The sequence below is a fragment of the Pseudonocardia sp. CA-107938 genome (genome assembly GCF_050936315.1).
Lineage (GTDB): Bacteria > Actinomycetota > Actinomycetes > Mycobacteriales > Pseudonocardiaceae > Pseudonocardia.
The window spans coordinates 78,171-103,246 of the sequence record NZ_JBNJNA010000001.1; the positions used below are offsets into that span (position 1 = coordinate 78,171).

Annotated in this window: 20 protein-coding genes; 14 read left to right on the top strand and 6 right to left on the bottom strand. The window is 73.0% G+C overall.

All coding sequences use genetic code 11. The annotated features are described in order from the left end of the window. The first annotated feature begins 1 nt into the window (after window position 1). From ACQEVB_RS00375 to ACQEVB_RS00400, 6 genes are all read left to right on the top strand, one after another. On the top strand, window positions 2–994 hold the full coding sequence (locus tag ACQEVB_RS00375) for an NAD-dependent epimerase/dehydratase family protein (RefSeq protein ID WP_432963123.1): 993 nt from the start codon (window positions 2–4) through the stop codon (window positions 992–994). A 127-nt stretch (window positions 995–1,121) separates the two neighbouring features. After that, window positions 1,122–2,243: a DegT/DnrJ/EryC1/StrS family aminotransferase gene (locus ACQEVB_RS00380; RefSeq protein ID WP_432963126.1), complete on the top strand. Its 1,122-nt coding sequence runs from the start codon at window positions 1,122–1,124 to the stop codon at window positions 2,241–2,243. Next, complete coding sequence (locus ACQEVB_RS00385; protein ID WP_432963129.1) at window positions 2,240–3,349, top strand: DegT/DnrJ/EryC1/StrS family aminotransferase; 1,110 nt, start codon at window positions 2,240–2,242, stop codon at window positions 3,347–3,349. Before ACQEVB_RS00380 ends, ACQEVB_RS00385 begins: the two co-directional genes overlap by 4 nt. After that, the gene (locus tag ACQEVB_RS00390) at window positions 3,346–3,927 is read left to right on the top strand and encodes an acyltransferase (RefSeq protein WP_432963132.1); all 582 of its coding nucleotides are present in this window, start codon (window positions 3,346–3,348) and stop codon (window positions 3,925–3,927) included. The genes ACQEVB_RS00385 and ACQEVB_RS00390 overlap by 4 nt, the downstream gene beginning before the upstream one ends. 58 nt (window positions 3,928–3,985) lie before the next feature. Continuing rightward, on the top strand, window positions 3,986–5,035 hold the full coding sequence (locus tag ACQEVB_RS00395) for a glycosyltransferase family 2 protein (protein ID WP_432963135.1): 1,050 nt from the start codon (window positions 3,986–3,988) through the stop codon (window positions 5,033–5,035). A gap of 2 nt (window positions 5,036–5,037) precedes the next feature. Next, entirely contained in the window at window positions 5,038–5,859 is an 822-nt protein-coding gene (locus ACQEVB_RS00400) for a polysaccharide deacetylase family protein (protein ID WP_432963138.1), read from the top strand. 9 nt (window positions 5,860–5,868) lie between these two features. Here the strand turns inward: ACQEVB_RS00400 and ACQEVB_RS00405 are convergent, their stop codons facing one another. The 3 genes from ACQEVB_RS00405 to ACQEVB_RS00415 all read right to left on the bottom strand — a co-directional run bounded on the left by ACQEVB_RS00405 (window position 5,869) and on the right by ACQEVB_RS00415 (window position 10,984). After that, window positions 5,869–8,616, bottom strand: a complete 2,748-nt coding sequence (locus tag ACQEVB_RS00405) for an oligosaccharide flippase family protein (protein ID WP_432963141.1) — start codon at window positions 8,614–8,616, stop codon at window positions 5,869–5,871. Window positions 8,617–8,807: 191 nt separating this feature from the next. Beyond that, window positions 8,808–9,902: a glycosyltransferase family 4 protein gene (locus ACQEVB_RS00410; RefSeq protein ID WP_432963144.1), complete on the bottom strand. Its 1,095-nt coding sequence runs from the start codon at window positions 9,900–9,902 to the stop codon at window positions 8,808–8,810. Continuing rightward, window positions 9,902–10,984 carry a glycosyltransferase family 2 protein gene (locus ACQEVB_RS00415; protein ID WP_432963147.1) on the bottom strand — a complete coding sequence of 361 codons (1,083 nt, stop codon included), beginning with the start codon at window positions 10,982–10,984 and terminating at the stop codon, window positions 9,902–9,904. The genes ACQEVB_RS00410 and ACQEVB_RS00415 overlap by 1 nt, the downstream gene beginning before the upstream one ends. Before the next feature lie 470 nt (window positions 10,985–11,454). On the opposite strand from ACQEVB_RS00415, the gene ACQEVB_RS00420 reads away from it, so the two are divergent. Genes ACQEVB_RS00420 through ACQEVB_RS00435 form a run of 4 tightly spaced genes read left to right on the top strand, consistent with a single transcriptional unit; the run spans window position 11,455 to window position 16,993 of the window. Beyond that, window positions 11,455–12,951, top strand: a complete 1,497-nt coding sequence (locus ACQEVB_RS00420; protein WP_432980019.1) for a sugar transferase — start codon at window positions 11,455–11,457, stop codon at window positions 12,949–12,951. A 16-nt stretch (window positions 12,952–12,967) separates the two neighbouring features. Next, entirely contained in the window at window positions 12,968–14,140 is a 1,173-nt protein-coding gene (locus ACQEVB_RS00425; protein ID WP_432963150.1) for a glycosyltransferase family 4 protein, read from the top strand. Between the two features lies 1 nt (window position 14,141). Continuing rightward, a complete protein-coding gene (locus ACQEVB_RS00430; RefSeq protein ID WP_432963153.1) occupies window positions 14,142–14,930 on the top strand; it encodes a hypothetical protein in 789 nt (262 codons plus the stop codon). Beyond that, complete coding sequence (locus tag ACQEVB_RS00435) at window positions 14,927–16,993, top strand: O-antigen ligase family protein (RefSeq protein ID WP_432963156.1); 2,067 nt, start codon at window positions 14,927–14,929, stop codon at window positions 16,991–16,993. The genes ACQEVB_RS00430 and ACQEVB_RS00435 overlap by 4 nt, the downstream gene beginning before the upstream one ends. 81 nt (window positions 16,994–17,074) lie before the next feature. Here the strand turns inward: ACQEVB_RS00435 and ACQEVB_RS00440 are convergent, their stop codons facing one another. Next, the gene (locus ACQEVB_RS00440) at window positions 17,075–18,181 is read right to left on the bottom strand and encodes a hypothetical protein (RefSeq protein ID WP_432963159.1); all 1,107 of its coding nucleotides are present in this window, start codon (window positions 18,179–18,181) and stop codon (window positions 17,075–17,077) included. A gap of 395 nt (window positions 18,182–18,576) precedes the next feature. Here ACQEVB_RS00440 and ACQEVB_RS00445 point away from each other — a divergent pair, with 395 nt between their 5' ends. Together ACQEVB_RS00445 and ACQEVB_RS00450 are read left to right on the top strand one after the other, a co-directional pair. Next, the gene (locus tag ACQEVB_RS00445) at window positions 18,577–19,827 is read left to right on the top strand and encodes a hypothetical protein (protein ID WP_432963162.1); all 1,251 of its coding nucleotides are present in this window, start codon (window positions 18,577–18,579) and stop codon (window positions 19,825–19,827) included. Continuing rightward, window positions 19,812–20,660, top strand: a complete 849-nt coding sequence (locus ACQEVB_RS00450) for a DUF1932 domain-containing protein (RefSeq protein WP_432963165.1) — start codon at window positions 19,812–19,814, stop codon at window positions 20,658–20,660. The genes ACQEVB_RS00445 and ACQEVB_RS00450 overlap by 16 nt, the downstream gene beginning before the upstream one ends. Here the strand turns inward: ACQEVB_RS00450 and ACQEVB_RS00455 are convergent. Both ACQEVB_RS00455 and ACQEVB_RS00460 read right to left on the bottom strand, forming a co-directional pair. Next, window positions 20,650–21,843: a hypothetical protein gene (locus ACQEVB_RS00455; RefSeq protein WP_432963168.1), complete on the bottom strand. Its 1,194-nt coding sequence runs from the start codon at window positions 21,841–21,843 to the stop codon at window positions 20,650–20,652. The two genes, ACQEVB_RS00450 and ACQEVB_RS00455, sit on opposite strands and share 11 nt — an antisense overlap. Window positions 21,844–21,853: 10 nt before the next feature. Beyond that, window positions 21,854–22,660 carry an RraA family protein gene (locus tag ACQEVB_RS00460; RefSeq protein ID WP_432963171.1) on the bottom strand — a complete coding sequence of 269 codons (807 nt, stop codon included), beginning with the start codon at window positions 22,658–22,660 and terminating at the stop codon, window positions 21,854–21,856. Between the two features lie 141 nt (window positions 22,661–22,801). Here ACQEVB_RS00460 and ACQEVB_RS00465 point away from each other — a divergent pair, with 141 nt between their 5' ends. Both ACQEVB_RS00465 and ACQEVB_RS00470 read left to right on the top strand, forming a co-directional pair. Beyond that, a complete protein-coding gene (locus ACQEVB_RS00465; RefSeq protein WP_432963174.1) occupies window positions 22,802–23,782 on the top strand; it encodes a hypothetical protein in 981 nt (326 codons plus the stop codon). A gap of 8 nt (window positions 23,783–23,790) precedes the next feature. Next, window positions 23,791–24,966 carry a glycosyltransferase family 4 protein gene (locus ACQEVB_RS00470; protein ID WP_432963177.1) on the top strand — a complete coding sequence of 392 codons (1,176 nt, stop codon included), beginning with the start codon at window positions 23,791–23,793 and terminating at the stop codon, window positions 24,964–24,966. Window positions 24,967–25,076: the final 110 nt, after the last annotated feature.

Sequence of the window (25,076 nt, forward strand, 5' to 3'; positions counted from 1 at the left end):
GATGACCGCCGCACAGCCGATCAAGGGCCAGCGGATCCTGGTCACCGGCGGGGCCGGAACCATCGGCTCGGCCGTGGTCGACCAGCTGGTGGCCGCGGGCGCCGCCCAGGTCACGGTCCTGGACAACCTCGTGCGCGGCCGCCGGGAGAACCTCGCCGAGGCGTTCGCGGCGGGCGGCGACCGGGTCGTGCTCGTCGAGGGCGACATCGCCGACGTCGACCTGGTGCGCAAGCAGACCGTCGGCCAGGACGTGGTGTTCCACCTGGCCGCGCTGCGCATCACGCAGTGCGCCGAGGATCCGCGCCTGGCGCTGGAGTCGCTCGTCGACGGCACGTTCAACGTGATCGAGGCCGCGGCCGACGCCGGGGTCGGCAAGGTCATCGCGTCGTCGTCGGCCTCGGTGTACGGGCTGGCGGAGGAGTTCCCGACCACCGAGCGCCACCACCCGTACAACAACGACACGTTCTACGGCGCCGCCAAGGCGTTCAACGAGGGCATGCTGCGCAGCTTCAAGGCCATGCGCGACCTCGACTACGTGGCGCTGCGCTACTTCAACGTGTACGGCCCGCGGATGGACACCTACGGCCTCTACACCGAGGTGCTGATCCGCTGGATGGAGCGCATCTCCAAGGGCGAGCCGCCGCTGATCTTCGGCGACGGGCTGCAGACCATGGACTTCGTGCACGTCCACGACATCGCCCGGGCCAACATCCTGGCCGCGCAGGCCGACGTCACCGACGACGTGTTCAACATCGCGAGCGCCACCGAGACCAGCCTCGTCGGCCTGGCCAACGACCTGCTCGCCGTCATGGGCTCGGACCTCAAGCCGGAGCACGGCCCGGCCCGCGCCGTCAACGGCGTCACCCGCCGGCTGGCCGACATCAGCCACGCCGCCGACAAGCTCGGCTGGCGCCCCACGCTCGACATGAAGTCCGGGCTGCAGGGCCTGGTGGAGTGGTGGACGGCCGAGACGGCCGCCGGGACCAAGCTGTGACCACGACGACCTCACACACCGCTGGGCCCCCTCACACACGTTCGAACGTGTGTGAACGGGCCCAGCCATGTGTGACGTGCGCCCGAGGAGGCGACCTGTGAGCGGGGACCTGCCCGTCATTCCCGTCATGAAGCCACTCCTCGGCGAGGAGGAGGCCGCCGCCGTCGCCGAGGTCGTCCGCTCCGGGTGGGTGGCGCAGGGGCCGCGCGTCGCGGAGTTCGAGAAGGCCTTCGCCGCCACCGTCGGTGCCGCCGAGGGCATCGCGGTGTCCAACTGCACCACCGGCCTGCACCTCATGATCCACCTGCTCGGCATCGGCGCAGGTGACGAGGTGATCGTGCCCTCGTTCTCCTTCATCGCGACGGCCAACTGCGTGCGCTACGTGGGCGCCACCCCGGTGTTCGCCGACGTCCAGGCGTCGAACGGCAACCTCGACCCCGCCTCGGTCGCGTCGGTGATCACGCCGCGCACCAAGGCGATCCTCGCGGTGCACCAGGGCGGGCAGCCCGCCGACATCCCCGCCCTCAAGGCCGTCGCCGGCGACATCCCGGTGCTGGAGGACGCGGCCTGCGCCGCCGGCTCCACGCTCAACGGGGAGCCCGTCGGCACCGGCGCGCTGCTGGCCGCCTGGTCGTTCCACCCCCGCAAGCTCGTCACGACGGGCGAGGGCGGCATGATCACCACCGACGACCCCGAGTGGGCCACCCGCCTGCGGCGGCTGCGCGAGCACGGCATGTCCGTCTCGGCGGCCGACCGGCACGCCGCCGGGAGCGTGAAGCTGGAGCAGTACCTCGAGACGGCGTTCAACTACCGCATGACCGACATGCAGGCCGCGATGGGCCTGGTGCAGCTGCAGCGGCTGCCCGGCATGATCGCCCGCCGCCGCGAGCTGGCCGCCCGCTACGACGAGCTGCTCACCCCGCTCGGTGTGCGGCCGGTGCGCGACCCGGAGTTCGGCACCGCCAACTTCCAGTCCTACTGGGTGGAGCTGCCCGCGGACGCCCCCTCGTCGGAGGACGTGCTGCAGTCCATGGCCGCCGCCGGGGTCTCCGGCCGCCGCGGGATCATGGCCGCGCACCTCGAACCCGCGTACGAGGGCCACCCGCACGTCGAGCTGCCCGTCACCGAGCACCTCACGCGCCGCACGGTGATCCTGCCGCTGCACCACGAGCTGACCGAAGCCGACCAGCACCGCGTCGTCGACGCCTTCGCGTCCGCGGTGCGCGTCCCCACCGGAGTGTCCCGATGACTGACCCCACCCCGATCCCGCTCGTCGACCTGGGCGCCCAGCGCGACCAGATCCAGGACGAGGTCGCGGCCGGCTGGGAGCAGGTCCTCGCCCGCACCGCGTTCATCAACGGGCCGGCCGTCGGCGCGTTCGAGCAGGAGTACGCGCAGTTCCTCGGCGCGAACCACGTGATCGGCGTCGGCAACGGCACCGACGCCATCGAGTTCGCGCTGCGCGCCCTCGGCGTCGGGCACGGCGACGAGGCGATCATCCCGGCCAACACGTTCATCGCCACCGCGGAGGCCGTGGCCCGCGCCGGTGCCACCCCGGTGCTCGTCGACTGCACCGACGACACCGCGCTGCTGGATCCGACCAAGGTCGCCGCCGCCGTCACCGACCGCACGAAGGTCGTCATCCCGGTGCACCTGTACGGCCAGGCCGCCGAGGTGGAGAAGATCAAGGAGGCCGCCCCCGGCCTGCCGATCCTCGAGGACGCCGCGCAGAGCCAGGGCGCCACGCGCAACGGGGTGCCCGCCGGCACCCTCGGCGACATCGCCGCCACCAGCTTCTACCCGGGCAAGAACCTCGGCGCCTACGGCGACGCCGGGGCCGTCATCACCAACTCCGACGCGCTCGCCGAGCAGGTCCGGCTCATCCGCGACCACGGCTCGCCGCGCAAGTACGAGCACACCGTGCTCGGCTTCAACTCCCGCCTCGACACGCTGCAGGCCGTCGTGCTCTCGGCGAAGCTCAAGCGCCTCGCCGGCTGGAACGCCGCCCGCCGGGCCGCAGCCGAGCGCTACGACACGCTGCTCAAGGGCGTCGAGGGCGTCGTCACGCCGACCGTCGCCGCCGGCAACGAGCCCGTCTGGCACCTGTACGTCGTGCGCGTGCAGAACCGCGACGGCGTGCTCGCGAAGCTGCACGAGGCCAAGATCGGCGCCGGCATCCACTACCCGGTGGCGGTGCACCTCACCGAGGCGTTCGCCGGCCTGGGCAAGGTCCGCGGCGACTTCCCCGTCGCCGAGAAGATGGCCGACGAGATCCTCACGCTGCCGCTCTACGCGGAGATCACCGAGGAGCAGCAGCAGCGGGTCGTCGAGGTCCTGACGGCTGCCGTCTCATGACGGTCAAGGTCCACCCGCAGGGGCTCTGCGAGTCCGACGAGGTCGGCGACGGCACCCGCGTCTGGGCGTTCGCGCACGTCCTGAAGGGCGCCGTCGTCGGCCGGGACTGCAACATCTGCGACGGCGCGTTCGTCGAGGACGGCGCGGTGCTGGGCGACCGCGTCACCGTGAAGAACGCGGTGCTGGTGTGGCGCGGCGTGACCGTCGAGGACGACGTGTTCCTCGGCCCCAACGTGCTGTTCACCAACGACCTACGGCCGCGCTCCGGCACCGCGTTCGGCCCCGACGACGTCGTGCCCACCACCGTGCGGCGCGGTGCGTCGCTCGGGGCGGGCGTCGTGGTCGTGTGCGGCACCGAGATCGGCGAGTACGCGTTCGCCGGCGCCGGCGCCGTGATCACCCGCGACGTCGCGCCGCACTCGTTCGTGGCGGGCAACCCGGCCGTCCACAAGGGCTGGGTCGGGAAGTGCGGCGCCCGCCTCGTGGCCGACGACGCGGGCGTGTGGCGCTGCGCCGACGGCGACGAGGCATATGTCCTCGACGACTCCTCTGGTCGACTTCAGGCGGTTTCGTCGTAGACTCCGGGCTTCCCCGCTCAGCGCAGCTCCCCCGGATCCCCCGCCCGGAGGTTCGTCAGTGAATTCCGTCGACGTCGTCGTGCCCTGCTACCGGTACGGCCACCTCCTCCCCCACTGCGTCAACAGCATCCTCAGCCAGGAAGACGTCGAGGTCCGCGTCCTGATCATCGACGACGCGTCCGGCGACGGCAGCGCCGACGTGGCGCGCGAGCTGGCCGCAGCCGATCCTCGCGTCGAGGCCCGCGAGCACACCGAGAACAAGCGGCACATCGCGACGTTCAACGAGGGCGTGCTCGAGTGGGCCGAGGCCCCGCTCACCCTGCTCATCTCCGCCGACGACGAGCTCAACGCCGGTGCGCTGCGCCGCGCCACCGAGCTGATGGACGCCAACCCCAGCGTCGCGTTCTGCTACGGCCACGCCCCGCGCTGGGAAGTGCAGAACCCGCGCCCGCAGCTGCGGCAGGGCGCGTGGCGGCCGATCGTCTACGACGGCCACTCGTGGATCAAGGGCCGGTTCGACGCGGCCTCGAACCCGGTGTTCTCCCCCACCGTGGTGGTGCGAACCGACCTGCAGAAGAAGGTCGGCGGCTACAACCCGAAGATGCTGCACACCTCCGACCTGGAGATGTGGCTCAAGCTCGCCCTGTACGGCGACGTGGGCTTCGTCTCCGGCGCCGACCAGGGCGTGTTCCGGGTGCACGAGTCGAACATGTCGAGCGACTACTACGACCACGACCTGGGCCTCAAGGACCTCCAGATGCGGTCGCTCACGTTCGAGGAGATCCTCACCAACCACGGCGACCTGCTGCCCGACGTGCCCGAGCTGGACCGGCTGTTCCGCCGCCGCCTGGCCAAGGAGGCGCTACTGCGCGCCGGGCGCGCCTACGATCGCGGCAACGGTGGCACGCAGGCCGTCGACGAGCTCGTCACGTTCGCGCGGGACACCTGCGAGGATGCGCAGCGCCTGCCCGAGTGGGGCACCCTGCAGCTGCGCAAGGCGGTGGGCCCGCGGGTCGCGCCGCTGCTCTCGCCGCTCGTGCTCACCGCGGTCGGGCGCAAGCTCCGCCAGCGCGGCCGGGACCAGAGATTGATCGACGAAGGAGTCTGACGGTGGGGCTGGTGGAGCGGGCGCGCAAGTCCGCGCAGTGGCGGATCGAGGCGGCGTGGGACCGCGCCTCGCAGGTGCGGGCGTTCGCGGAACGCCAGGCGATCGCGCGCACCACGAAGAAGACCACGCCCACCAGCCGCATCCTCTGCTACCACACCGTCGGCATGCCGAAGATGGGCATCAACGACGTCTCCCTGCGCCGCATGGAGGCGCAGCTCGCGGCCGCGAAGGACGCCGGCTACCGGTTCGTGCCGGCCCGCGAGCTCGCCGACGTCGACCAGGCCGTGCCCGTCGCCGGCGACATGCGGCTCGCGCTGACCTTCGACGACGGCTTCCGGTCGATCCTCACCACCGTGGCGCCGCTGCTGCGCGACCTCGACATCCCGTGGACGGCGTTCGTCGTCAGCGGGTTCGCCGACGGCCGCAAGGGCCACGAGGACTTCCTCGACTGGGCGGAGATCGAGAAGCTGGCCGGCGACGGCGTCACCATCGCCAGCCACTCGGTCACCCACCCCAACTTCTCCACGCTCACCCCGCGGCAGATCGTCGACGAGATCCAGCAGTCGCGCATCGCCCTGCGCGAGCGGATCGGCATCGAGACCACCGAGTTCGCCATCCCGTTCGGGCAGTCCGGGAACTGGCCCGTCGAGGCCCAGTCCGCGGCGATCGAGGCGGGCTACGACACCGTCTACGCGCAGTCGGTGGAGCGTCGCTCCCCCGGCACCGTCGCCCGCACGTTCGTCACCAAGTTCGACGACGACCGCATCTTCCGCGCTGCGCTCGCCGGGGCCTTCGACCGCTGGGAAGAGTGGTTCAAGGCCTGAGCAGCCTGCTTAGCGGCGGTCGTCCGGGCGGGCGTCGTCGTCCTCGATGTAGCGATGCCGGCGCGGCTCCTCGTTGACGGGCTGCGGGCCGCTGTCGTCCAGGTAGCGGTGGCGGCGCGGAACGGGCTGGCCGGCCGGCGGGCTCTGTGGCGGCATCGGGGGCGGCACCGGGCGCGGGAGCGGCTGTCCCGGCACGCCGCGCGGCGGCGTCGGGGGCCGCGGGCCGCGACCGCCGTTGGGCGGGGCCTGCCGCGGGGAGTGCCGGCCGGGAGGAGGCACGGGCCCACCGCCCTGCGCCCCGTTCCTGGGGGCGCCGTTCGGAGCACCGTTGCGGGGAGGGCCGTAGGGGCGGCCAGGGGGGCCCTGCGGGACCGGCCGGGGCCCGGGATCACCGTCGCCGGGCGGGACCGGACCGGCCGGTCGTCCAGCGGGCGGGAACGGGCGCGGGCCGGGAGCCGGCTCGGCGGGACGGGGACGGCCGGGCCGCGGCGGACCGGGCTCGGGACGCGCTGCCTGCGGGCCGGGCCGGGGCGGGCCGGCGGGGCGTGGACCAGCCGGCGGAGCCCCGGACGGGCCGGGACCGGGCGGACGGCGCAGGCCGGCGTCGGCGCGGGCGTCGTAGAGCGGCACGCCTCCCGGGGGGAGCGACGACGCGCTGTCGCGGGTCGGGGCGGGACCGGGCGGCACGGGACCGGGCGGCACGGGCACCGGCATGGGCGGGACGGACGGCGGGCCGCTGCGCCCACCGGGAGCCGGTCGCCCCGACGCCGGGCGGCGGGCCGGGATGGCCAGCTCGGTGGGACCGTCGACGGGCGCCATCGGCGACGCGGGCGGGATGCGTTCGCCGGAGATGATCGCGTCCTCCGCGCGGTCGACCGCGGCGTCGGCCTCGGCGACCCGGGCCGGCAGCTTGGTGGTCTCGGCCGCCACGGGGGACGGGCGCCGCGGCTGCGCGGGCCGGATGATCGGCATGATCATCGTCTGGGCGGTGGGAGAGCCCCAGTCGCGGATCGGCCGGCGCCCGAACTCCATCGTCTCGTCGGCGCGGAACGTCGGCAGGAACATGGTCGGCGGGTCGAGCATCGGGTCGCGCCGCTCGATGCCGTCGTCCTCCTCGTCCTCCTCGTCCTCCTCGTCCTCGCCGCCGCGACGCAGCTTGGACTTGACGGCCTTGACGGCACGGCGGGCCAGCTTGGGCTCCACCAGCGCCATGCCGGCGAGGAAGATCACCATGAAGAGGAGCGACTCGCCGATCAGGGCGAGCACGGCGAGCAGGTGGCCGACCACGCCGCCGTCGGCGACGAACCGGTCGGCGTGCAGGACGGCGTGCTCGACGAAGCCGGTGACGGCGCCGGCGATCGCGGCGATGACGAGCGGCGGCACCAGCGTCCGCAGCATCGTCGGCACGGAGTACGGGATGACCTTGTAGGTCAGCAGCAGGATCACCGCGCCGACGGCCAGCTCGGTGACGGACGCCGCGAGCCCCACACCGACCAGCCCCAGCGGCGGCATCAGGACGAACAGCAGCCCGAGGCCGAGCACCACGCTCGTGGCGGTGGTCCAGTTGAGCAGCTGCGACCGGCCGGTGGCCTTGATGGCCTCGCTGCCGGCCGCCTGCAGGGCGATGCCCGGGCCGAACGCCGCCAGCGCGACGAACGCGAGCCCGGCCCCGCGCCACTTCTCGCCCAGCAGCACCACCACGGCCGGCTCGCCGATCGCGACGACGAGCCCGGCGACGGCGACCGACGCGATCCACGCCCACTGCAGGCCGCGCAGGAAGGCGTTGCGCAACCGGTCGGGGTCGCTGGCCAGACGGGCGAACGCCGGGAAGAGGACGTACGAGCCGATCTGGACGACCGCGTTGCCGGGGATCAGCGAGAGCCGCTGCCCGTAGCGGTAGTTGCCGACGCCGTCCGCGTCGAGGCCGTGCCCGATCAGGACGGTCTCGATGCCCGTGCGGACCTTCTCGACGAGCCCTTCGAGCATGAGCGGGAAGGCGAACTTCGCCATCTCCCGCCACATCCGGTAGGACGGCTTGGCGAAGCCGGGCCACCAGCCGGCGAACCACCACGACAGCACGAGCCACGTGAGCATCGCCGCGTAGTTGCCGATCACCTGGGCCCACGGCCCGTAGTGCATCGCGGCGAACGCGATCGACACGACGGCGAACACGAGCATGCGGGCCGGGTCGACGATCAGCCGCCTGCGGAAGTTGAACTGCCGCTGCATGAGGCCGTCGGGCACGTTGGTCAGGGCGTGGATGATCATCACGCCGGAGTTGGCGGCCGCGATGGCCGTCACCGTCGAGACGAAGTCCGGGTTGGCGAAGCCCGACACCATCCCGACGATCGGCGCGGTGCCCAGCGCCACGAGGGCGAGCAGCACCCCGGTGCCGCCCGTGGCCCAGAAGACCGTGTTGGCGGCCCTGGGGACGTCGTTCTCGCGCTGGATGAGCGCGCCGCGCAGCCCACCCTCCGAGACGCTGATGAGGAAGCCGGACAGCAGCGCACCGGCGACGTAGATGCCCATGTCGTCCGGCCCGAACAGGCGGGCGAGGATGAGCGTCTGGACGAAGGAGACCAGCTGCCCGAACAGCAGCGCGATGGCCGAGTAGGTGGCCCCACGCTTCAGCGTGGAGTTCAACCCCTCCATGTCGGGCGGGGAGGTGGCCTTCTCCGTGGAGATGCGGGCGCGTTCCCGCCAGCCCCTCGGGCGCTTCCCGCCCGGCCGTTTCTCCGTGTCGGCGGGGGCGGTCACCGCACTCCCTCGATGCGCCGCATCGGCGCGTGTCGAGGTGCCGCCGCAGCGCTGGTCACACGGTCCCCTCGGTCGTCATCGCCCGCCGCAGCCGGTTCAGCGCGACGCCCCCACCATGAGGGTAACGGCGTTGCCGGGGCGACGGTCACCCGAGAAGCGTCACGGTCCCCCGAACGCGCCGGCGCCGCGGCTCACGACCGGGCCGTGACCTCGCGATAGATGCGTTCCAGACTGCGCGCCGTTACCTCCGCGGAGAAGTGCTCCTCCGCCCGCTCGCGACCGGCGTCACCCATCGCGCGGCGGGCGCCGGCGTCGGCGAGGAGCTTCTCCAGCGCGTCGGCGAGGCGCTCGGGGTCCTTGACGGGCACCACGAACCCGGTGCGGCCGTCCTCGACGAGCCGTCCGACGTCGCCGACGTCGGTGGCGACGACGGGCAGCCCCGAGCCCATGGCCTCCAGGATCGACAGCGGCTGCGCCTCCCACCAGGAGGGCAGGCAGAAGATGTCGGCGTCGGAGTAGACACCGGGCACGTCCTCCGGCTCGCGGCGGCCGAGCAGGTCGGCCCACTCCGGGAGGTTGTCGCGCACCTCGGCCTCGGCAGCCGGGCCCTCGTCGGGGGTGCCGCCGAGCATGCGCAGCTCGTGGGGGACGCCGCGCTCGCGCAGGATCTTCGACGCCTTCGCGAGGTCGAGCACGCCCTTGCGCGGGGTGAGCAGGCCGACGTAGAGGATCCGCGGCGGCGAGTGGTCGCGCGGCCCCGGGTGCCAGCGCTCCAGCTCGATGCCGTTGTCGACGAGCACGGAGCGCTCGCCGGGGAACACCTCCTGCAGCATGTCCAGGCCCGCGCTCCAGACGGCCACGACCTTGGCCACCGGGCGCAGGGCCCGCCGCAGGAACCGCCGCCGCCGGTCCGAGGACAGCCAGCTGCGCAGCTCCCCGCCGTGCGCGTGCATGACGACGGCGGCACCCGCGCTCCGGCCGGCCGCGGCGAGCAGCGCGGCCCGGATGATGGTGACGGTGGGCGCGAGCGCCGAGTGGATGTGCACGACGTCGCGGCCCTTGGCCATGCGGCGCACCGCCCGCGCGTCGGCCAGCGTGCGCCGGATGTTGCCGCCGGTGAACTTGCCGCCCTCCGGGGTGCCGGCGTGCGCGACGTTGAGCAGCTCGACGTCGGCGAGCCGGGAGAGCTCCCCGGTGCGCAGCATCTCCAGGAAGGTGGGGATGCCGCCGCGGTCCGGGGCGGCCTTGCCGACCAGCAGGACCTTCAACTTCTGGGGCTCGTCCATTAAGCCTTCCGATCGTCGGAACGGGTCAGGCGCTGTCGGATCGCCGATGCGACCCCGGCCCAGAACCCGACCCCCCAACCGATGTGCATGGCGAGGAACGCGGGCGCGACGGTGCGCCGCTCCTCCGCGGTGGCGAGCTCCCGGCCCGTCTTCACCGACGCCGCGGCCAGCGCGGCCGCGTACGGCGCGACCATCACGGCCGCGAGCTTCGGCCGGCGCAGCGCGACGAGCCCGGCGGCGACCAGCCACGCCAGGAACGCGGGCACGAGCACGTGCCGGGGCCGCATCGACGCCGGGTGCTTGAGCGCGACGGCGACCTTGCCGTGGCCGTAGCGGCGGTACTGCTTGTAGAGGTCCCCGACCGTCTGGCGGGAGTGCCAGGCGATCTTGATGTCCGGGTCGAACAGCAGCTTGTGGCCCGCCATCCGCAGCCGGTAGTCGAACTCGTAGTCCTCGTTGGCGACCAGGCTCTCGTCCCAGCCACCGAGCTCGCGCAGGAGCGCGACGGGGTAGGAACCGAACGGGATGTGGTCGACCTCCTGCTCGGCCTCGCCGTGGTGGTAGACCGATCCACCGACCCCGAACGGGCTACCGAGCGCCGCAGCTATCGCCCGGCCGGCTGGTGTCACTCCGTGACCGTCCTTGCGGCCGCCTACGCCGCCCCACGCGCCTTCCCGCAGACGTGCGACGTTGCGCCGCACGTAGTCCGTGCCGACGGTCGAGTGCGCGTCGACGCGGACCAGCCAGCGTCCGCGGGCCGCGGCGAGGGCGATGTTGAGCGAGCGCGGGATGCCGCCGTCGGGGTTGTGGTGCAGCTCGATCCGCGGGTCCGCCGCGGCCCGGCGGGCCACGATGTCGGCCGTGTCGTCGCGCGTGGCGCCGTCGACGACCACGACGATCTGCAGGTTGGCGTAGTCCTGGGCCTGGATGCCGTCGAGCGCGGCGCCGATGAACCCGGACTCGTCGCGCGCCGGCATGATGACCGTGACCAGGTCGGCGTCGGTGTCCCGGCCGGCCGCCGCGGACGTCTCCGGTGTGGTCATGGTGTGCGCTGCCCCGCTCGGGTCGGTCGGGTTCGTCACGTGCTCCACCTTCTCGCGCTCGTCCGGGGGCCAGGACGGCCCGTGACCGCCGCCGCTGCGCCGACCGGCGCGGCGGGACCGTGCGGGTGCCGGTGGGCCCGGAACTCGTCGGGGGAGACCGTACCCAACCGGACGAGGTGGCCGGCCGCCGGCCCGAACCGTCACCGGATGGCCGCTGACCAGCTCGTACGGCCGAATGCCGCAGCGGTTTCGGCATCCTCAGGAACGTTTCAGGAAGGTTGGTGCAACCTCGATGGGAGGTAGACGTCCATCACGGTGAGGAGCCGGGTCTCATCGGGTGAGGGAACACATTCACCTGATCGAGTCTTGGCCGCCCACTCGGAGTATCCCGAGACGTGAAACGTCTTTGGACAGGGTGGCGATAGGCGTGATGGATGCGTGGCCCTCGCCCGGCTCGGGCCGGGGCGGGGGGACGTCCACGCGGTACGCAGGAGGACAGGTTGACCGAGGTGTTCGACTCCACCGGGACGCGGGGTACGTCCGGTGTGAGGACCGGCGGCCCCGTTCATGCGGGGGACCACTCGTCGCGCTCCACGTTCGGCGCGATCGTCTTCTCCGCCGAGCTGGTGGCGCTGGTCGCCGGCGCGGCGGTCGGCGCGCTGCTCGTCGGGCCGGTCCCGGCCGTCGCCGTGGGCGCCGCCACCCTGGTCGGTCTGCTGCTCGCCGGCCGGCGGGCCTGGCGCTTCCACCCGCTCGTGCTGGCCGACCTGCCGGCCATCGCGCTCGTCGTCGCCGTGCCGACGCTGCTCGTCGAGGTCGCGCTGCCCGCGCTCGGCCTGGCCGGGCGCTCGGCCGCCCTGCTCGTCGGCGCCATCGTCTTCCTGCTGCTCGTCGCCGCCCGCTTCGGCGCCTTCGCCGTGATCCGCAGCCGCCGCCGCGCCGGCCGCGACGCCCTGCACGCGCTCGTCGTCGGCTGCGACGACGCCGGCGTGCGGCTGGGCCACAGCCTCGACTGCAACCCCGAGTACGGGGTGGAGGTCGTCGGCTACGTCGACGACGACCGCCCGCTGCTGGCCGACCTGGGCCCCAAGCTGGGCTCGGTCGAGTCGCTGCCGGAGCTGGTGCAGGAGCACCGCATCGAGCTGGTGCTGGTCGCCTTCGGCGCCCACCCCGACGACCACGTCGTCGACGCCATCCGCGACCTCGGCGACGCTCCGTGCGACGTCTACGTCGTGCCGCGGATGTACGAGCTCAACCAGCACAGCGGCGCCACCGAGCTGATCGACGGCGTGCCGGTCGCCAAGCTGCGCCGCCCGGCCTTCCGCAGCCCGACGTGGCGGCTCAAGCGCGTCGTCGACGTCGTGGTCGCGGGGATTGCGCTGCTGCTGGTGAGCCCGGCGCTCGCCGTCATCGCCGCAGCCGTGCGTCGCGAGACCGGCCCCGGCATCATCTTCAAGCAGGAGCGGATCGGCCTGCGCGGCAAGCCGTTCACGCTGTACAAGTTCCGCTCGCTGCAGCTCGCGGCCGGCGAGGGCGACGTGCGCTGGAACATCGACACCGACACCCGCCTCGGGCCGGTCGGCAAGTTCATCCGGGCCACCAGCCTCGACGAGCTGCCGCAGCTGTTCAACGTGCTCAAGGGCGACATGAGCCTGGTCGGGCCCCGGCCGGAGCGGCCGTACTTCGTCGAGCGCTTCAACGAGACGATCCCCGGCTACCGCTACCGGCACCGCGTCCCCGTCGGGCTCACCGGCTACGCGGCCGTGAACGGGCTGCGCGGCGACACGTCGATCCACCAGCGGGCGCACTACGACAACCTCTACATCGAGTCGTGGTCGCTGTGGCTCGACGTCAAGATCGCCATCTGGACCGTCCAGCAGCTCATCCCCCGGCGCACGCCGGAGGCCGTCCTGCCGGTGCCGAACCCGCCGGCGCTCACCGAAGCCCCTGCTGAGGGTGCCGACGTGGACGACAGCCCGACGCGCGAGACGCACCGCACGTCCTGACCGGCAGAATCCCACCGTGCGGATCCTCCAGATCATCGACTCGTTCAGCTACGGAGGAGCCGAACGGCTCCTCGCCACGCTCAACTCCGTGGCGCCCGCCGCCGGGCTGGACATGACCGTGACCAGCCTCGCGCCGGCCTCGCAGGGCCGCAACGCGAGCCTGCCGGTGCTGGAGGCGGCCGGGTTGCGCCCGGCGTACGCCGACGTGCACAAGCTGCTCGACCCGGGGGGCGTGCCGAAGCTGACGCGCGCCATCCGTGAGTCCGGCTGCGAGGTCGTGCACGCCCACCTGGGCACGTCCGCCACGCTGGTGCCGATCGCGGCCAGGGTCGCGGGCGTGCCGTGCATCAGCACGCTGCACCACCTGCCGCGGCGCAAGGAGCAGCTGTCGGACCGGGTGAAGAACTGGCTGCAGATCCAGTCCGCGGAGCGCGGCCACGCGCTGGTGTTCGTGTCCGACGCGGCCCGGCACGCCGCCGCGGCCCTCTACCGCCCGCACCGCTCGTGGCGGACCCTGCACAACGGGGTGGACCTCACCTCGTTCAACCCCGTCGACGGCCCGCCCGAGCCGATGCCGGAGGGCATCGACGTGCCGCCCGGCGCACCGGTGGTGTCGATCGTCGCTGCGGTGCGCGAGCCGAAGGGTCACGAGTACGCCATCGCCGCCTGGCCGAAGGTGCGCGCGCAGGTGCCCGACGCCACCCTCCTGATCGTCGGGGACGGGCCGCACCTGCCGGCGCTGCGCGCGCTCGTGGGTGACGATCCCGACACCGGGATCGTGTTCGCCGGCGCCCGCGAGGACGTGCCGGCGATCCTGCGCGGATCGACGCTCGCCCTGCTCCCGTCGCTGACCGAGGCGCTGCCGACCTCCCTGATCGAGGCGGCGGCCACGGGCCTAGCAGTCGTCGCCACGACGGTCGGCGGCACCCCGGAGACCGTCGAGCACGGGCAGACGGGCATCCTGGTGGAGCCCAGGGACGCCGAAGCGCTCGGCGCAGCAGTCACCGATCTGCTGATTGACAGCGCACGGCGAGCCCAGTACGGAGCCGCGGGCCGTAGACTCGCGGAAGACAGATTCGACCTCAGGCGGTGGGCCGGCCGGCTCGCCGATCTGTACGCCGAGGCACTCGGCGCCGACCAACGCCGCAGCACGCCGGCGTCCCGCGCGACCGCGAAGCCGGAGGAGTGACGTGAACGAGGAGCGGCTTTCCCGCCGGTCGATCATCGCCATCATGGCGGCCGGCCTCATCGTCGGCGTCGTCGCGCTGCTCGCGACGATGTTCGTCGTCGGCAACGCCAAGCCCACCTACACGGCGTCGGCGCTGCTGTCGGTCACCCCCAGCCCGGCGGTCCAGTCCTCGCCGCAGGCCGGGGACCAGCTGTCGGTGTGGGAGGCGCTCAACGGCGGCCAGGCCGGCAAGATCGCCAGCGAGGTCTACTCGCAGCCGAGGTTCTCCGACGCGGCGGCGCAGGCCCTCGGTGTCGCCGGCGGTGACCTGAAGGTCACGGCCGGCCCGCCGCCGGAGGCCACCACGCTGATCAAGCTCTCGGTGGAGGCGCCGGCACCGCAGGTCGCCGAGCAGGCCGCCGCCCAGATCATCAAGGACGGCCAGAAGGAAGCCACGCAGGCGGCAGGCGGCACGCTCGTCGCCATCAACGTCATCCAGGCGCCGGAGGGCACGGCCGTCTCGTCCGGCGTGCCCGCCAGCCAGCTGCTGATCGTCGTCTTCATCGGTGGTCTGCTGGTCGGCTCCGGCGCTGCGCTGATCATCGCCCGGGCCCGTTCCCGGTCCGACGACGAGCCGGAGTACCTCGACAGCGGCGAGTTCCGCGCGGTGCAGAGCAGCGGCTACGGCCGCCCGGTCGGCCCGCCGCAGGGGCGTCCGCTCAACGGTGGACCGGGCAGCAACGGCGGTGGCCAGTACGGCCCGCCGCGGCGCCCGGCCGGTGACCCGCGGGCCCAGCAGCCGCCGCGGTGACCGCAGCAGCGTCGCTGCCCCTGCGGGGGCGCAACCGCCTGCCCCTGGGCCTGACCCCGCTGCACGTCGGCGTGCTCGCCGTCGGCATCGGCGTCCTCGCGGTCTTCCTGTCGCTGGCGGTGAACCCGCTGGCCGGGCTGCTGGCCATCGGCGCGGTGATCGGCGTCGCCGTCGTCGGGTACGCGGTGTGGAACCCGACGATCGCGCTCTCCCTGCTCGTCGCCGGCGAGTTCTGCAACCTCAGCGGCGTGCTCGAGCTCAAGGTGCCCGGCGTCTACGTCGGATTCCTGGGCCTGGCGATCGCCGCCGCGGTGGCCGCCCTCGCCCGCCCGCAGTACCGCTCCCGGATCCGCCGCAACTGGTGGGTCCCGGTGGCGCTGGTCGTCGTCTACCTGGTCTCGGTCGTGCCGGCCGCCATCGAGTCGCAGAACCCCCTCGCCACCGCCGCCACGCTGGACGACTGGGTCAAGAACCTGCTCATGCTCGCGGTCATCCTGCTGCTGCTGCAGATGTCGGACCGGCCGTGGGCGTTCGCCGTCGCCGCGATCCTGCCGATGTCGGTGATCTGCGTGATGATGGCGCTCAACGAGTGGGTCGTCGGCAACAACGTCACCTTCGGCGGGTTCTCCACGATCGCCTCCGCGGTCGGCGCGGGCGCTGCCGCGGCTCGGCACTCCGGCCCCACCCCTGACGCGAACTACTGGGGTCGCTTCCTGCTGATCGGGCTGCCGCTGGCGATGGCACTGGCGCACTGCGCGTGGAAGGGCAAGCGCCGCATCCCGATGCTGTGGTGGATCGGCCACACGTTCCTGCTGCTTCTCGGGATCTACCTCACCCAGTCCCGCGGCACCCTGCTCGCGGCCGGCATCGTGGTCGTCGTCTGGATCATCGCAGCGGGTCCGCAGATGCGCCGCATCGCGCTGTTCCTGCTCCCGCTGTCGCTCGTGGCACTGGTGCTGCCGGGCATCGGCGACCGGCTGCTCACCCTCACCGAGGCGTTCAGCGGCCCCAGCTACGCCGCCGACCAGTCGCTGCTCGAGCGGGGCAACGTCGGCAAGGTCGCGCTCAAGGTCTTCGAGCTGAACCCGATCATCGGCACCGGACCGAGCACGTTCCGCTCGGTGGTCGGGCAGTACGCGCCGCTGTCGAACGCCGGTTCCATCGGCGACATCACCGCCACCCACAACCTGTACCTGGAGATCCTCTCCGAGACCGGCATCGTCGGGATGGCCGGCTGGATCGTGCTCGTCGGCGGCGCGATGCTGCTGGCCATGCGCGCGGTCGCGCGCATGGCCGGCGCCCGTCCCGACGGCGGACGCGACGGCCGGCCCACGCGCGCGCTGGCCGCCGCCGTGCTGGCCGGGCTCGTCGGCTGGTCCGTGGCCAGCGCCTTCCTGCACATCGCCTACCCGCGCATCCTGCTGCTCGCGTGCGCGCTGGCCGGGCTGCTGTTCTCCGTGTCGGCAGCCGACCGGCGCCTCGACCGCCCGTACGCGGCCGCCGCCACCCGGCGGGCGGAGCGCGGCTTCCGGTTCGGCCTCGTGGCCACCATCGCCACGACGATCGCCGCCGGGCTCGTCGCCGGCACGCTGCTCACCGCGCTCTCGCGCACCACGTACGTGGCGACGACCGACCTGACGCTGCTGCCCTCGAACGATCCGGGCAACTTCCCGGGGTACGCGCTGAACATCCGCAACCGGCAGGACGTGCTGCCCACCTACGCGGCGGTGATCCAGCACCTCGCTCCGCAGCCGGAGACCACGGTATCGGCCGACCCGCCGCGCGGTGTCATGGCCGTCACCGCGGTCGCCGACAGCCCGGACGAGGCGATCGCCCGCCGCGACGCCGTCGTGCGCGACGCGCAGGCCTCGATCGACAAGGTCAAGATGAACGCCATCTTCAGGACGCAGCTGGTGGACACCAAGCCGCCCACGTCGAAGCTGGAGATCACCACCACGACCATCCGCATCGTGCTCATCGCGACGATCGTGGAGATCCTCGTGGTGATCTCGCTGTCGGCGCGGATCCGGCGCGAGGAACGCAGACAGGGCGCGCTCGTCTGACCCGCGCGACGTCACACAGCGCGTGGCCACCTCACACACCTCGCAACATGTGTGACGTGGCCGTGCGCTGTGTGAGGTCGGCTATTCGTCGTCGCGGCTGCCCGTGCCGAGGCTCTGCCCGTGCACGGCGTCCTGGGTGCAGCGATTGAGCACCGGCCCGCCGGTGGGCTTGCGGGACGGCGTGGGGAGGGTCAGCACCTGCATGCGGTCGAACGGGATCGCGTCGATCGACGCCCACGTGCCCTTCGCCCACTCCGCCGGGTACGGGAACGTGAAGTAGCTCTGCGGCGCGCTGGCGTACAGCGTGAGCCCGCTGCCGGACGTGTCGCCGAGGATCATCCCGTACCTCTGCAGCGCGACGGCGATGGTGCGCTGCTCCGGGGTGAGCCCGAGCGCGTCGACGTCGACCGCCGGGTCGAGGCGGAGCCGGGCTCCTGCGGGCAGCGCGGCGATGTCGGGGCCGCTCTGGCCGTCGCTGGTGGTGGCGGGCGGCACGGCGGCGTCACGGCGCGTCCAGGGCGTGGCGAACACGAGGGCGTGGTCGATGCGGCCGGCGGCGAGCTCCTGCGGCCAGATGAGCCCCGCGGCGGCGGAGATGCCGGTGCCGCGGGCGGCGAGCCCGTCCGGGTAGACGCCGGTGCCGTCGACGGGGGTGGCGTTGACCCACGACGCCGTCCACACCGAGCCCTTGACCTGCGCGCCCCAGAACTCGTAGACGCAGCCGGCGGAGCGGTCCACGACCACCATGTGGTGGTCGTCGCGGCTGTCGGGCGCTGCAGTAGCGGGGATCGGCACGGCCGGCAGCGTCCACCCGCCGGAGACGAACTGCTCCGTGGCCTCGACGCGGTAGCGCGGGGTGCTCGCGTCCGCGTCGTAGACGGGGACGGTGTACCCGTTCACCGAGACGACGGGCAGCACCCTCGGCTTGTCCTTGTCCTTGCTGACCATCAGCTGGCGCACGTAGTCGGCCGAACGGGGGTCGATCGAGGCACCATCGGGCACCGGCTGGTGCCAGACGCTGCCCGCGCCGGAGAACAGATCCGCGCCGTTCGGGCCGTCGATCGGGCCGCCGTGCGTCGGCTCGCGACCCCCGCAGCCGGCCAGTGCCGGTCCCGCGACCAGCGCGATCCCGGTGACCAGCGCAAGGAGCCTGCGCCTCGTCAGGTGTCGCGCACCCGCAGCACTCATCCACGTTCCTTCGACTCGCCGTACCCCGCCGTCACGGTACCCACCGTGCCCACTGGTGCGGAGCGCGGCGAAAGTCAACCCGTCCGCGTGGCATCCACGCCATCAGCCGCGTCGTTGTTACTCTGAACGGGCGTGCCGGTCGTCGATCCGTTCACAGCGTGTCGCCGATGGGGTGGGTCGTCACCCGTTCGCGGAGCAACCGGTTGGCACACTGAGGGCCTCTCGGGGGAGAGACCGCCGGCGCACGGGACCGGGCCGGCCACACGAAGGGGACAGGACGCGTGACTCGACACCGGGCGCCCGATGCGTCCGCGCGCCGACCGAGCCGCCACCGTTCGTCTCGCCACTCCGGTGATCACGACGACCGGGACCTGGCCGGCTCCATCGTCGCCGACGTGATCGGGACGTCCCACGACGAACCGGCCGCCGCCACCGCCCTCCTCGATCGTGAGGCCGACACCGGCACCGCCGTCGTCGTCCAGGACGGGCCCGCGCACCGCAGTCCCGCCGCCGAGCGTTCCCGCGGCCGCCGGCAGCTGGCGTTCTCCGCGGTGTCGGCGCTGTGCGTCGCCGCGCTGGTCGGGGTGCTCGTGCACGTGGCGGAAGGCGGGAAGTCCCCGGTCGGCATCGACAACACCGGGTTCGGCATCTTCCCCGACGCGCCGCCGCCCGCCGAGCTGCCGCGCACCCTGCTCGACCCGCCGTCCGCCGGCCAGCAGGCGGCCGCCCCCGGGGTGAACGGGCTCGGCGACGCGCTCGGGCAGGGCGTCGCCACCGTCTTCGCCGGCGCCAACAGCCCGTGGGTGCAGCGCGCCACCGGCGCCATCGACCCCAACTCCGCGGCCATGGTGGCCGGCCTCGCCGGCGAGAAGTTCCAGATGTCCACCGGCATGTGGACGGTGCCGGTGTACTACGCCGACGCCAGCACCCCGCGCCACGACGTGCCGATCACCGCCGGCTGGACCGAGTTCAGCTCGCTGCCGAACGTGCCCGTCCCGCCCAACGCGAAGCCCGACCCGTCGGAGGACGCGCACCTCACGATCATCGACCGGTCCAAGGGCTGCGTCTACGACTTCTGGGGCGCCTCGGGCAGCGGCGGCAACCTGTCGGCCAAGCTGGGCAACGCCATGCCGACCACCGCCAACGGCATCGACCCTGGCGGGCTCGGCGCGCGCGCGTCCGGCTTCTCCGGTGCCGCCGGGCTCATCACCTACGAGGACATGAAGCGCGGCTCGATCGACCACGCGCTCGTGTTCGCCTACCCCAAGACGCGGTCGGGCGGCCCGGTCTCCCCCGCCACCAAGAGCGACGGCTCGTCCGGTGGCGACGACGCCATCCCGGAGGGTGCGCGGCTGCGGCTCGACCCGTCGATCAACCTGGCGAGCCTGGGCCTCAACCGCTACGAGATGATGATCGCCCGCGCCCTGCAGCAGTACGGGATGATCCTCGGCGACACCAGCGGTGGCTTCACGATCTACGCCCAGCACCCGCAGAGCGTCCCCGGCGGCAGCTACGGCGGGATGCTGCCGGACAACACGTGGGTCGACCTCAGCAAGATCCCGACGGACCGGCTGCAGGTCATGAAGATGGGCCCGCAGAAGGACAACGCGTCGGGCACGGTCGGCAACCGGTGCAACGGGCACTGACCGGGCACGTCGTCGTCCTGCACCCCGGCGAGATGGGTGCGGCGGTGGCGGCCGCCGCCGTCCGCTCCGGCGCGCGCGTCGTCTGGAGCGCCGACGGGCGCAGCGCGGCCACCGCGGCGCGCGCCGAAGAGGCCGGTCTCGTGCGCGTGGAGAGCCTCGCAGCGGCCCTGGAGGGTGCCGGGACGGTCCTGTCCGTCTGCCCGCCCGCCGCGGCCGACGAGACGGCCGACGCCGTACTGGCACTGGGCTTCACCGGCACGTTCGTCGACGCCAACGCCGTTGCGCCGGACCGGGCGCGGCGCATCGGCGAGCGCGTGACGGCGGCCGGCGGCACGCCCGTCGACGGTGCGCTGTTCGGTGCCCGCCCCAACCGTCCGGGGGTGCGCTTCGCGCTCTCCGGCCCCGGCGCGCCCGCCGTGGCGTCCCTGTTCGCGGCCGGCTCGGGTGTGACCCCCGCCGTGCTCGACGAGGCCATGGGCACGGCCAGCGCACTGAAGATGGCCCACTCCACGTTCCAGAAGGCGGCCCGCCCGCTGGCGGCACTGGCGTTCGCGCTGGCCGCCGAGCACGGCGTCACCGAGCAGCTGCTCGACGAGGCCGACGGCACCGGCTCGCCCCTCGCCGAACCCCGCATGGTGGCGGTGGCCGCGTCGAAGGCGTGGCGGTGGGAGCCGGAGCTGCACGAGGTGATCGCGACGCTCGACGCGAGCGGCCTGCCGTCCGGCATGGTGGCCGAGGCGGCCGCCCTGCTCACTGCGTGGGAACCGCTGCGCGACGACCGCACCGCCCCCACCGAGGCCGCGCTCGCCGCGCTGAAGCGTCCTACCTGCTGAGGAGGCGCTGGCGGGCTCGCCGCACGGCGACCCCGGAGCGGTGCACGGCCCGCGCCACCGCAGGCAGCGGGTCGGTGGCGGCGAAGTAGGCGAACGTCTGCGGTGCGACGAGGCTGCGCAGCCAGCCGCCGAACGTCAGCTCGCCGCGGGCGGCCAGCGCGCGGTAGGCGCGGAAGTCGTTCGACGGGTACAGCAGGTGCAGCCCGCGCCGGTACGTGCCGGGCAACGTGATCGGGTCGCCGGTGAGCCGCCGGTAGACGAACCGGGCGAGGTCGAGCCCGGCCGCCGCGACGAGCGGGTTCGCCGCGGTGAACCGCGCGTTGCACTCGATCAGCTTCAACGTGCCGTCGCGGGTGTCGCGGATGAACTCGGCGTTGGCAAGCCCGCGCAGCCCGACGTGCTTGAACAGCCGCAGCGAGACGTCCTTGACCTCGGGGTTCCAGTCGGTGGCGTGGTGCGAGCCGACGCCCATGCCGGGCGGGTTGCGCCGGATCACCCGCTTGGTGAAGTCGAAGCACGGCGTGCCCGACTCGTCGAGGTAGGTGTAGTAGCTGCACAGCTGCTCGTCGGAGCCCGGGATCTGCTCCACCAGCATCACGGCGAGCCCGCGCTCGGTGAGCTCGCCGTGGTGGCGGCGCAGCTCGGCCTCGTCGGCGACGATGCGGAACTTCGACAGGCCGGGGAACATCGCCTGGTACAGGTGCGACAGCAGCGGCTTGACGATCATCGGGTAGACGTACTCGTCGAGGTGCTCGTCGAGGTCGGCCGCGGTGTCGATGCGCCAGAACTTCGGCGTGGGCACGCCCGCCTTGCGCGCGAGCTCGTACGTCGAGAGCTTGTCCAGCAGCGCCCGCTGCGCCGCGACGTCGCAGATGTCGAGCACGTAGTGCTGCTGCAGCTCGTCGCGGTGGTCGAGCAGCACCGTCAGGCCCACGTCGCTCGCCGCGAGCACCACCGCACCGCGCAGGTGCTCGGTGGCCGGGCCCAGCAGGACGTCGGCCCAGGCCTTCTCCGGCTCGCCGGGCGGCACCGGCAGGTGCGACGCGAAGTGGCGGGACCGCGTGACGAAGCGCGGCACGCCGAGCCCGTGGACCTCGATCCCGTCCCGGCCGAGGCTCCGGGCGATGGACAGCGCGTTCGAATCGCCGCCCAGGACGATGACGGGGGGTCGGGACGGGTCCATGGCTCCCAATTCAGCCTGCGGTGGTCGGGTGGTCGATCCCGGCTTCGAGCGGCAGCTCCGCGATCGGGTCCGGCTCCGCGCCCGTGACCGGGCAGCCGTGCTCGGTGAGGTAGTCGTCCACCCAGGCGTTGGAGAACTCGCCCTTGCGGACCTTCGCCAGGTAGGACGTGACGCCCGCGGTGTGCCGGGCGAGCCGCTCGAGCAGCTCCTCCGCCACCTGCTGCGGCACGATCACGACGCCGGCGTCGTCACCGACGACGATGTCGCCCGGGTTGACCACGACGCCTCCGCAGGCCACCGGGAAGTTGATCTCACCGGGGCCGCGGTGCAGCGGGCCGACGGGCGTGGTGCCCCGGGCGAACATCGGGTAGTCCAGCTCGCGCACCGCCGGCAGGTCGCGCATCAGACCGTCGACGACGAAGCCGGCGATCCCGCGGTGCATCGCCTTCATCGCGACGGTGTCGCCGATCACCGCGTTGTTGCGGCCGGCGCTCGCCGCCACCACGACGACGTCGCCGGGGTGCGCGATGTCCAGCGACTTGTGGACCATCAGGTTGTCGCCCGGGAAGGTGCGCACCGTGCACGCCAGCCCCACGGTCGGGCGACCGCCGCCACTCATGCAGACGATCTCGGAGTCGAGCGCGTACAGCCGGTTGAGGAGGTCGGAGATCTCCGGAGTGGCGTACTGCTCGAACGCCTTGACGATCCCCGCGTCGAGCCGCGGGAAGTCGGTGCGGATCCGGAAGCCCGGACCTGGGTGGATGGCCGCCGATCGTGGCGGTTTGGCGCCTTCCTGAGCATCGCCCGAGTTCCCCATGGCGGCCATTCTTGACCACGACGGGCGGGCGGCCGTCACCGGGAGGTATGACAGACTCGCGACCGCCAGAGGGTGGCCACGAGGATCGACACAGCGCCTCGGGGGCGCGGGCCACGGGGACCAGGAGAGGACCTGCTCAGGATGAAGATGTTCACGTTCGACCCGGCGGAGCACCGTGCCGCCTACGCCGAGCAGGGCTACGTCCACATCCGCGAGGGCATCACGCCGGAGTTCCACGCCTACCTGCTGTCGTACGTCGAGAAGGAGCTGAACGCGCACCTGCTCGACGACTACGCGATCGCGGGCAAGAAGGAGCAGGCGCTCTTCGACTTCCCCGACGCGGAGGAGAGCCAGGCCGAGCTGTTCGACGCCATCTCGTCGATGTGCGGGCTCGTGCGCGAGCGCATGGTGCTCTCGGAGCGGCACATCCAGGCGTACGAGCCGAACGCCAACCCGGAGCCGCACGCGCACAAGGACCGCTACCCGTCGCAGGTCTCGGTCGGGTTGTCGATCACGATCCCGTCCGAGTCGCGGCTGGTGCTCTACCCGTCCGACCAGCGGGAGATCAACCCGTTCAACAAGGCGGCCGACTACAACCGCTACCTCCAGCCCGAGGACAAGCCGGAGAACACGCTGCCGGCCGCGCGCGAGGTCGAGCTCGCCGACACCGACCGCGACGTCGTCATCTTCCCCGGGTCCACCACCTGGCACCTGCGCCGGCGCGCGGCCCGCTCGGTGAACGTCTACTTCAAGATGAACGACTTCGGCTGCGACCCGCTGGGCGAGGACCTCACCACCGCCGGTGTCCGGGCCGCCACCGTGGCCGCCCTCTCCAGCCCCGGCGTCGACGCGCTCGTGCCCGTCGTGTCCCGCCGGCTCGACTCCGTCGCCCGCGTCGCCACGCGCAACGACTGGCAGGAGGTGCTGCTGGCGAAGGTGTACGGCGAGGAACCCGTCGGCGTCACCGAGCTGCAGTACGCGGTGCTGCGCGACCTCGGCGCGGAGGTGCCGCTGGCCGAGGTCGCCGAGAAGCTCGCCGGGCCGGACCGCTCCGCGGCCGAGGTCCGCGCGGCCATCCTGCGCCTCGCCGAGATCGGCGCCGTCGACCTCCTCCAGGCCTGAGCACACCCGTGGGCACGCGGCGGGTCGCCTTCGTCGAGTTCACCCCGTCCGGAGGGCTGTTCCAGTTCTCCGCGCAGCTGGCGGGCGGTATGGCCGCCGTCGGCGACGAGGTGCACTTCTACACAGGGCCCGATCCCGAGCTGGGCGCGCAGCACCCCGGGGTGGCCCTGCACGCCGTGCTGCCCACGTGGCACCCGGCCGACACCGAGCCGGTCGGGAAGCTGGTCAAGAAGGTCCGCCGCGCGCTGCGCGCCGGGCAGCTCGCGCTGGCCTGGGTGAAGGTGCTCTGGCTGCTGGCGCGGCTGCGCCCGGACGCGGTGATCTGGTCGTCGTGGCGGTTCAGCATGGACGCCGCCGGCGTGCTCGCGGTGCGGCGGCTGCTGCCGAAGGCGGCGCTCGCGCTCGTCGCGCACGAGCCGGTGCCGCGGGTGCGCGCCGACACGACCAAGGAGCGCCACGGCCGCGTCCTCGACCCGGCGTTGAAGAAGGCCTGGCAGAGCATCGACGCGGTGTTCGTGCTGGGTGAGGCGGCCAGGGCGAAGGCGATCGAGCGCTGGGAGATCACCTGCCCCGTGCTCGTGATCCCGCACGGCGACGAGGCCGCGCTGCGCGGCGCCGGCCCGCTGCGCGGCGCCGCGGAGACCGAGCCGGTCGTGCTGTTCTTCGGCGCCTGGACCGCCTACAAGGGCATCGACCTGCTCTTCGACGCCGTCCCGGCGGTCAAGGAGAAGGTGCCCGACGCGCGGTTCGTCGTCGCCGGGTCCGTGCTGGGCGTGGACGGGCCGGGGCTCACCGCGCGGGCGCGGGCGCTCGGCGTCGACGCCCGACCGGGATACGTGGCCACCGAGGACATCCACGGGCTGTTCGCCGACGCGCGCGTCGTCGTCACCCCGTACCGGCGGGCGACGCAGAGCGGCGTGGTCCACCTCGCGTACACGTTCGAGCGGCCCGTCGTGGCGACGGCGGTCGGCGACATCCCGTCCGTCGTGCAGGACGGGGTGACCGGTCTCCTGGTCACCCCGGACGACCCGGCGGCGCTGGCCGACGCGCTGGTCCGGCTGCTGGCCGACCCCGCGCTGGCCGGGAAGCTAGGCGCGGCCGGGGCGGCCTGGCTGGCCGAGGTCGCGTCGTGGCCGGCGGTGGCGCAACAGGTGCACGACGCGCTGGAGTCGGCCCGCCCCTGACGTTCGACCTCACACACCGCCGGGCCCGTTCACACATGTCAGAACGTGTGTGAACGGGCCCGACGATGTGTGACGTGGGTCGTGTCACCTCGCCGAGAATTGGGGCCCGC

Coding starts and splice junctions, on each gene's coding strand:
- ACQEVB_RS00375 (WP_432963123.1), top strand. CDS start 2: ATGACCGCCGCACAGCCGATCAAGGGCCAGCGGATCCTGGTCACCGGC.
- ACQEVB_RS00380 (WP_432963126.1), top strand. CDS start 1,122: ATGAAGCCACTCCTCGGCGAGGAGGAGGCCGCCGCCGTCGCCGAGGTC.
- ACQEVB_RS00440 (WP_432963159.1), bottom strand. CDS start 18,181: ATGAGTGCTGCGGGTGCGCGACACCTGACGAGGCGCAGGCTCCTTGCG.
- ACQEVB_RS00465 (WP_432963174.1), top strand. CDS start 22,802: ATGAAGATGTTCACGTTCGACCCGGCGGAGCACCGTGCCGCCTACGCC.
- ACQEVB_RS00385 (WP_432963129.1), top strand. CDS start 2,240: ATGACTGACCCCACCCCGATCCCGCTCGTCGACCTGGGCGCCCAGCGC.
- ACQEVB_RS00410 (WP_432963144.1), bottom strand. CDS start 9,902: ATGGACGAGCCCCAGAAGTTGAAGGTCCTGCTGGTCGGCAAGGCCGCC.
- ACQEVB_RS00460 (WP_432963171.1), bottom strand. CDS start 22,660: ATGGGGAACTCGGGCGATGCTCAGGAAGGCGCCAAACCGCCACGATCG.
- ACQEVB_RS00390 (WP_432963132.1), top strand. CDS start 3,346: ATGACGGTCAAGGTCCACCCGCAGGGGCTCTGCGAGTCCGACGAGGTC.
- ACQEVB_RS00455 (WP_432963168.1), bottom strand. CDS start 21,843: ATGGACCCGTCCCGACCCCCCGTCATCGTCCTGGGCGGCGATTCGAAC.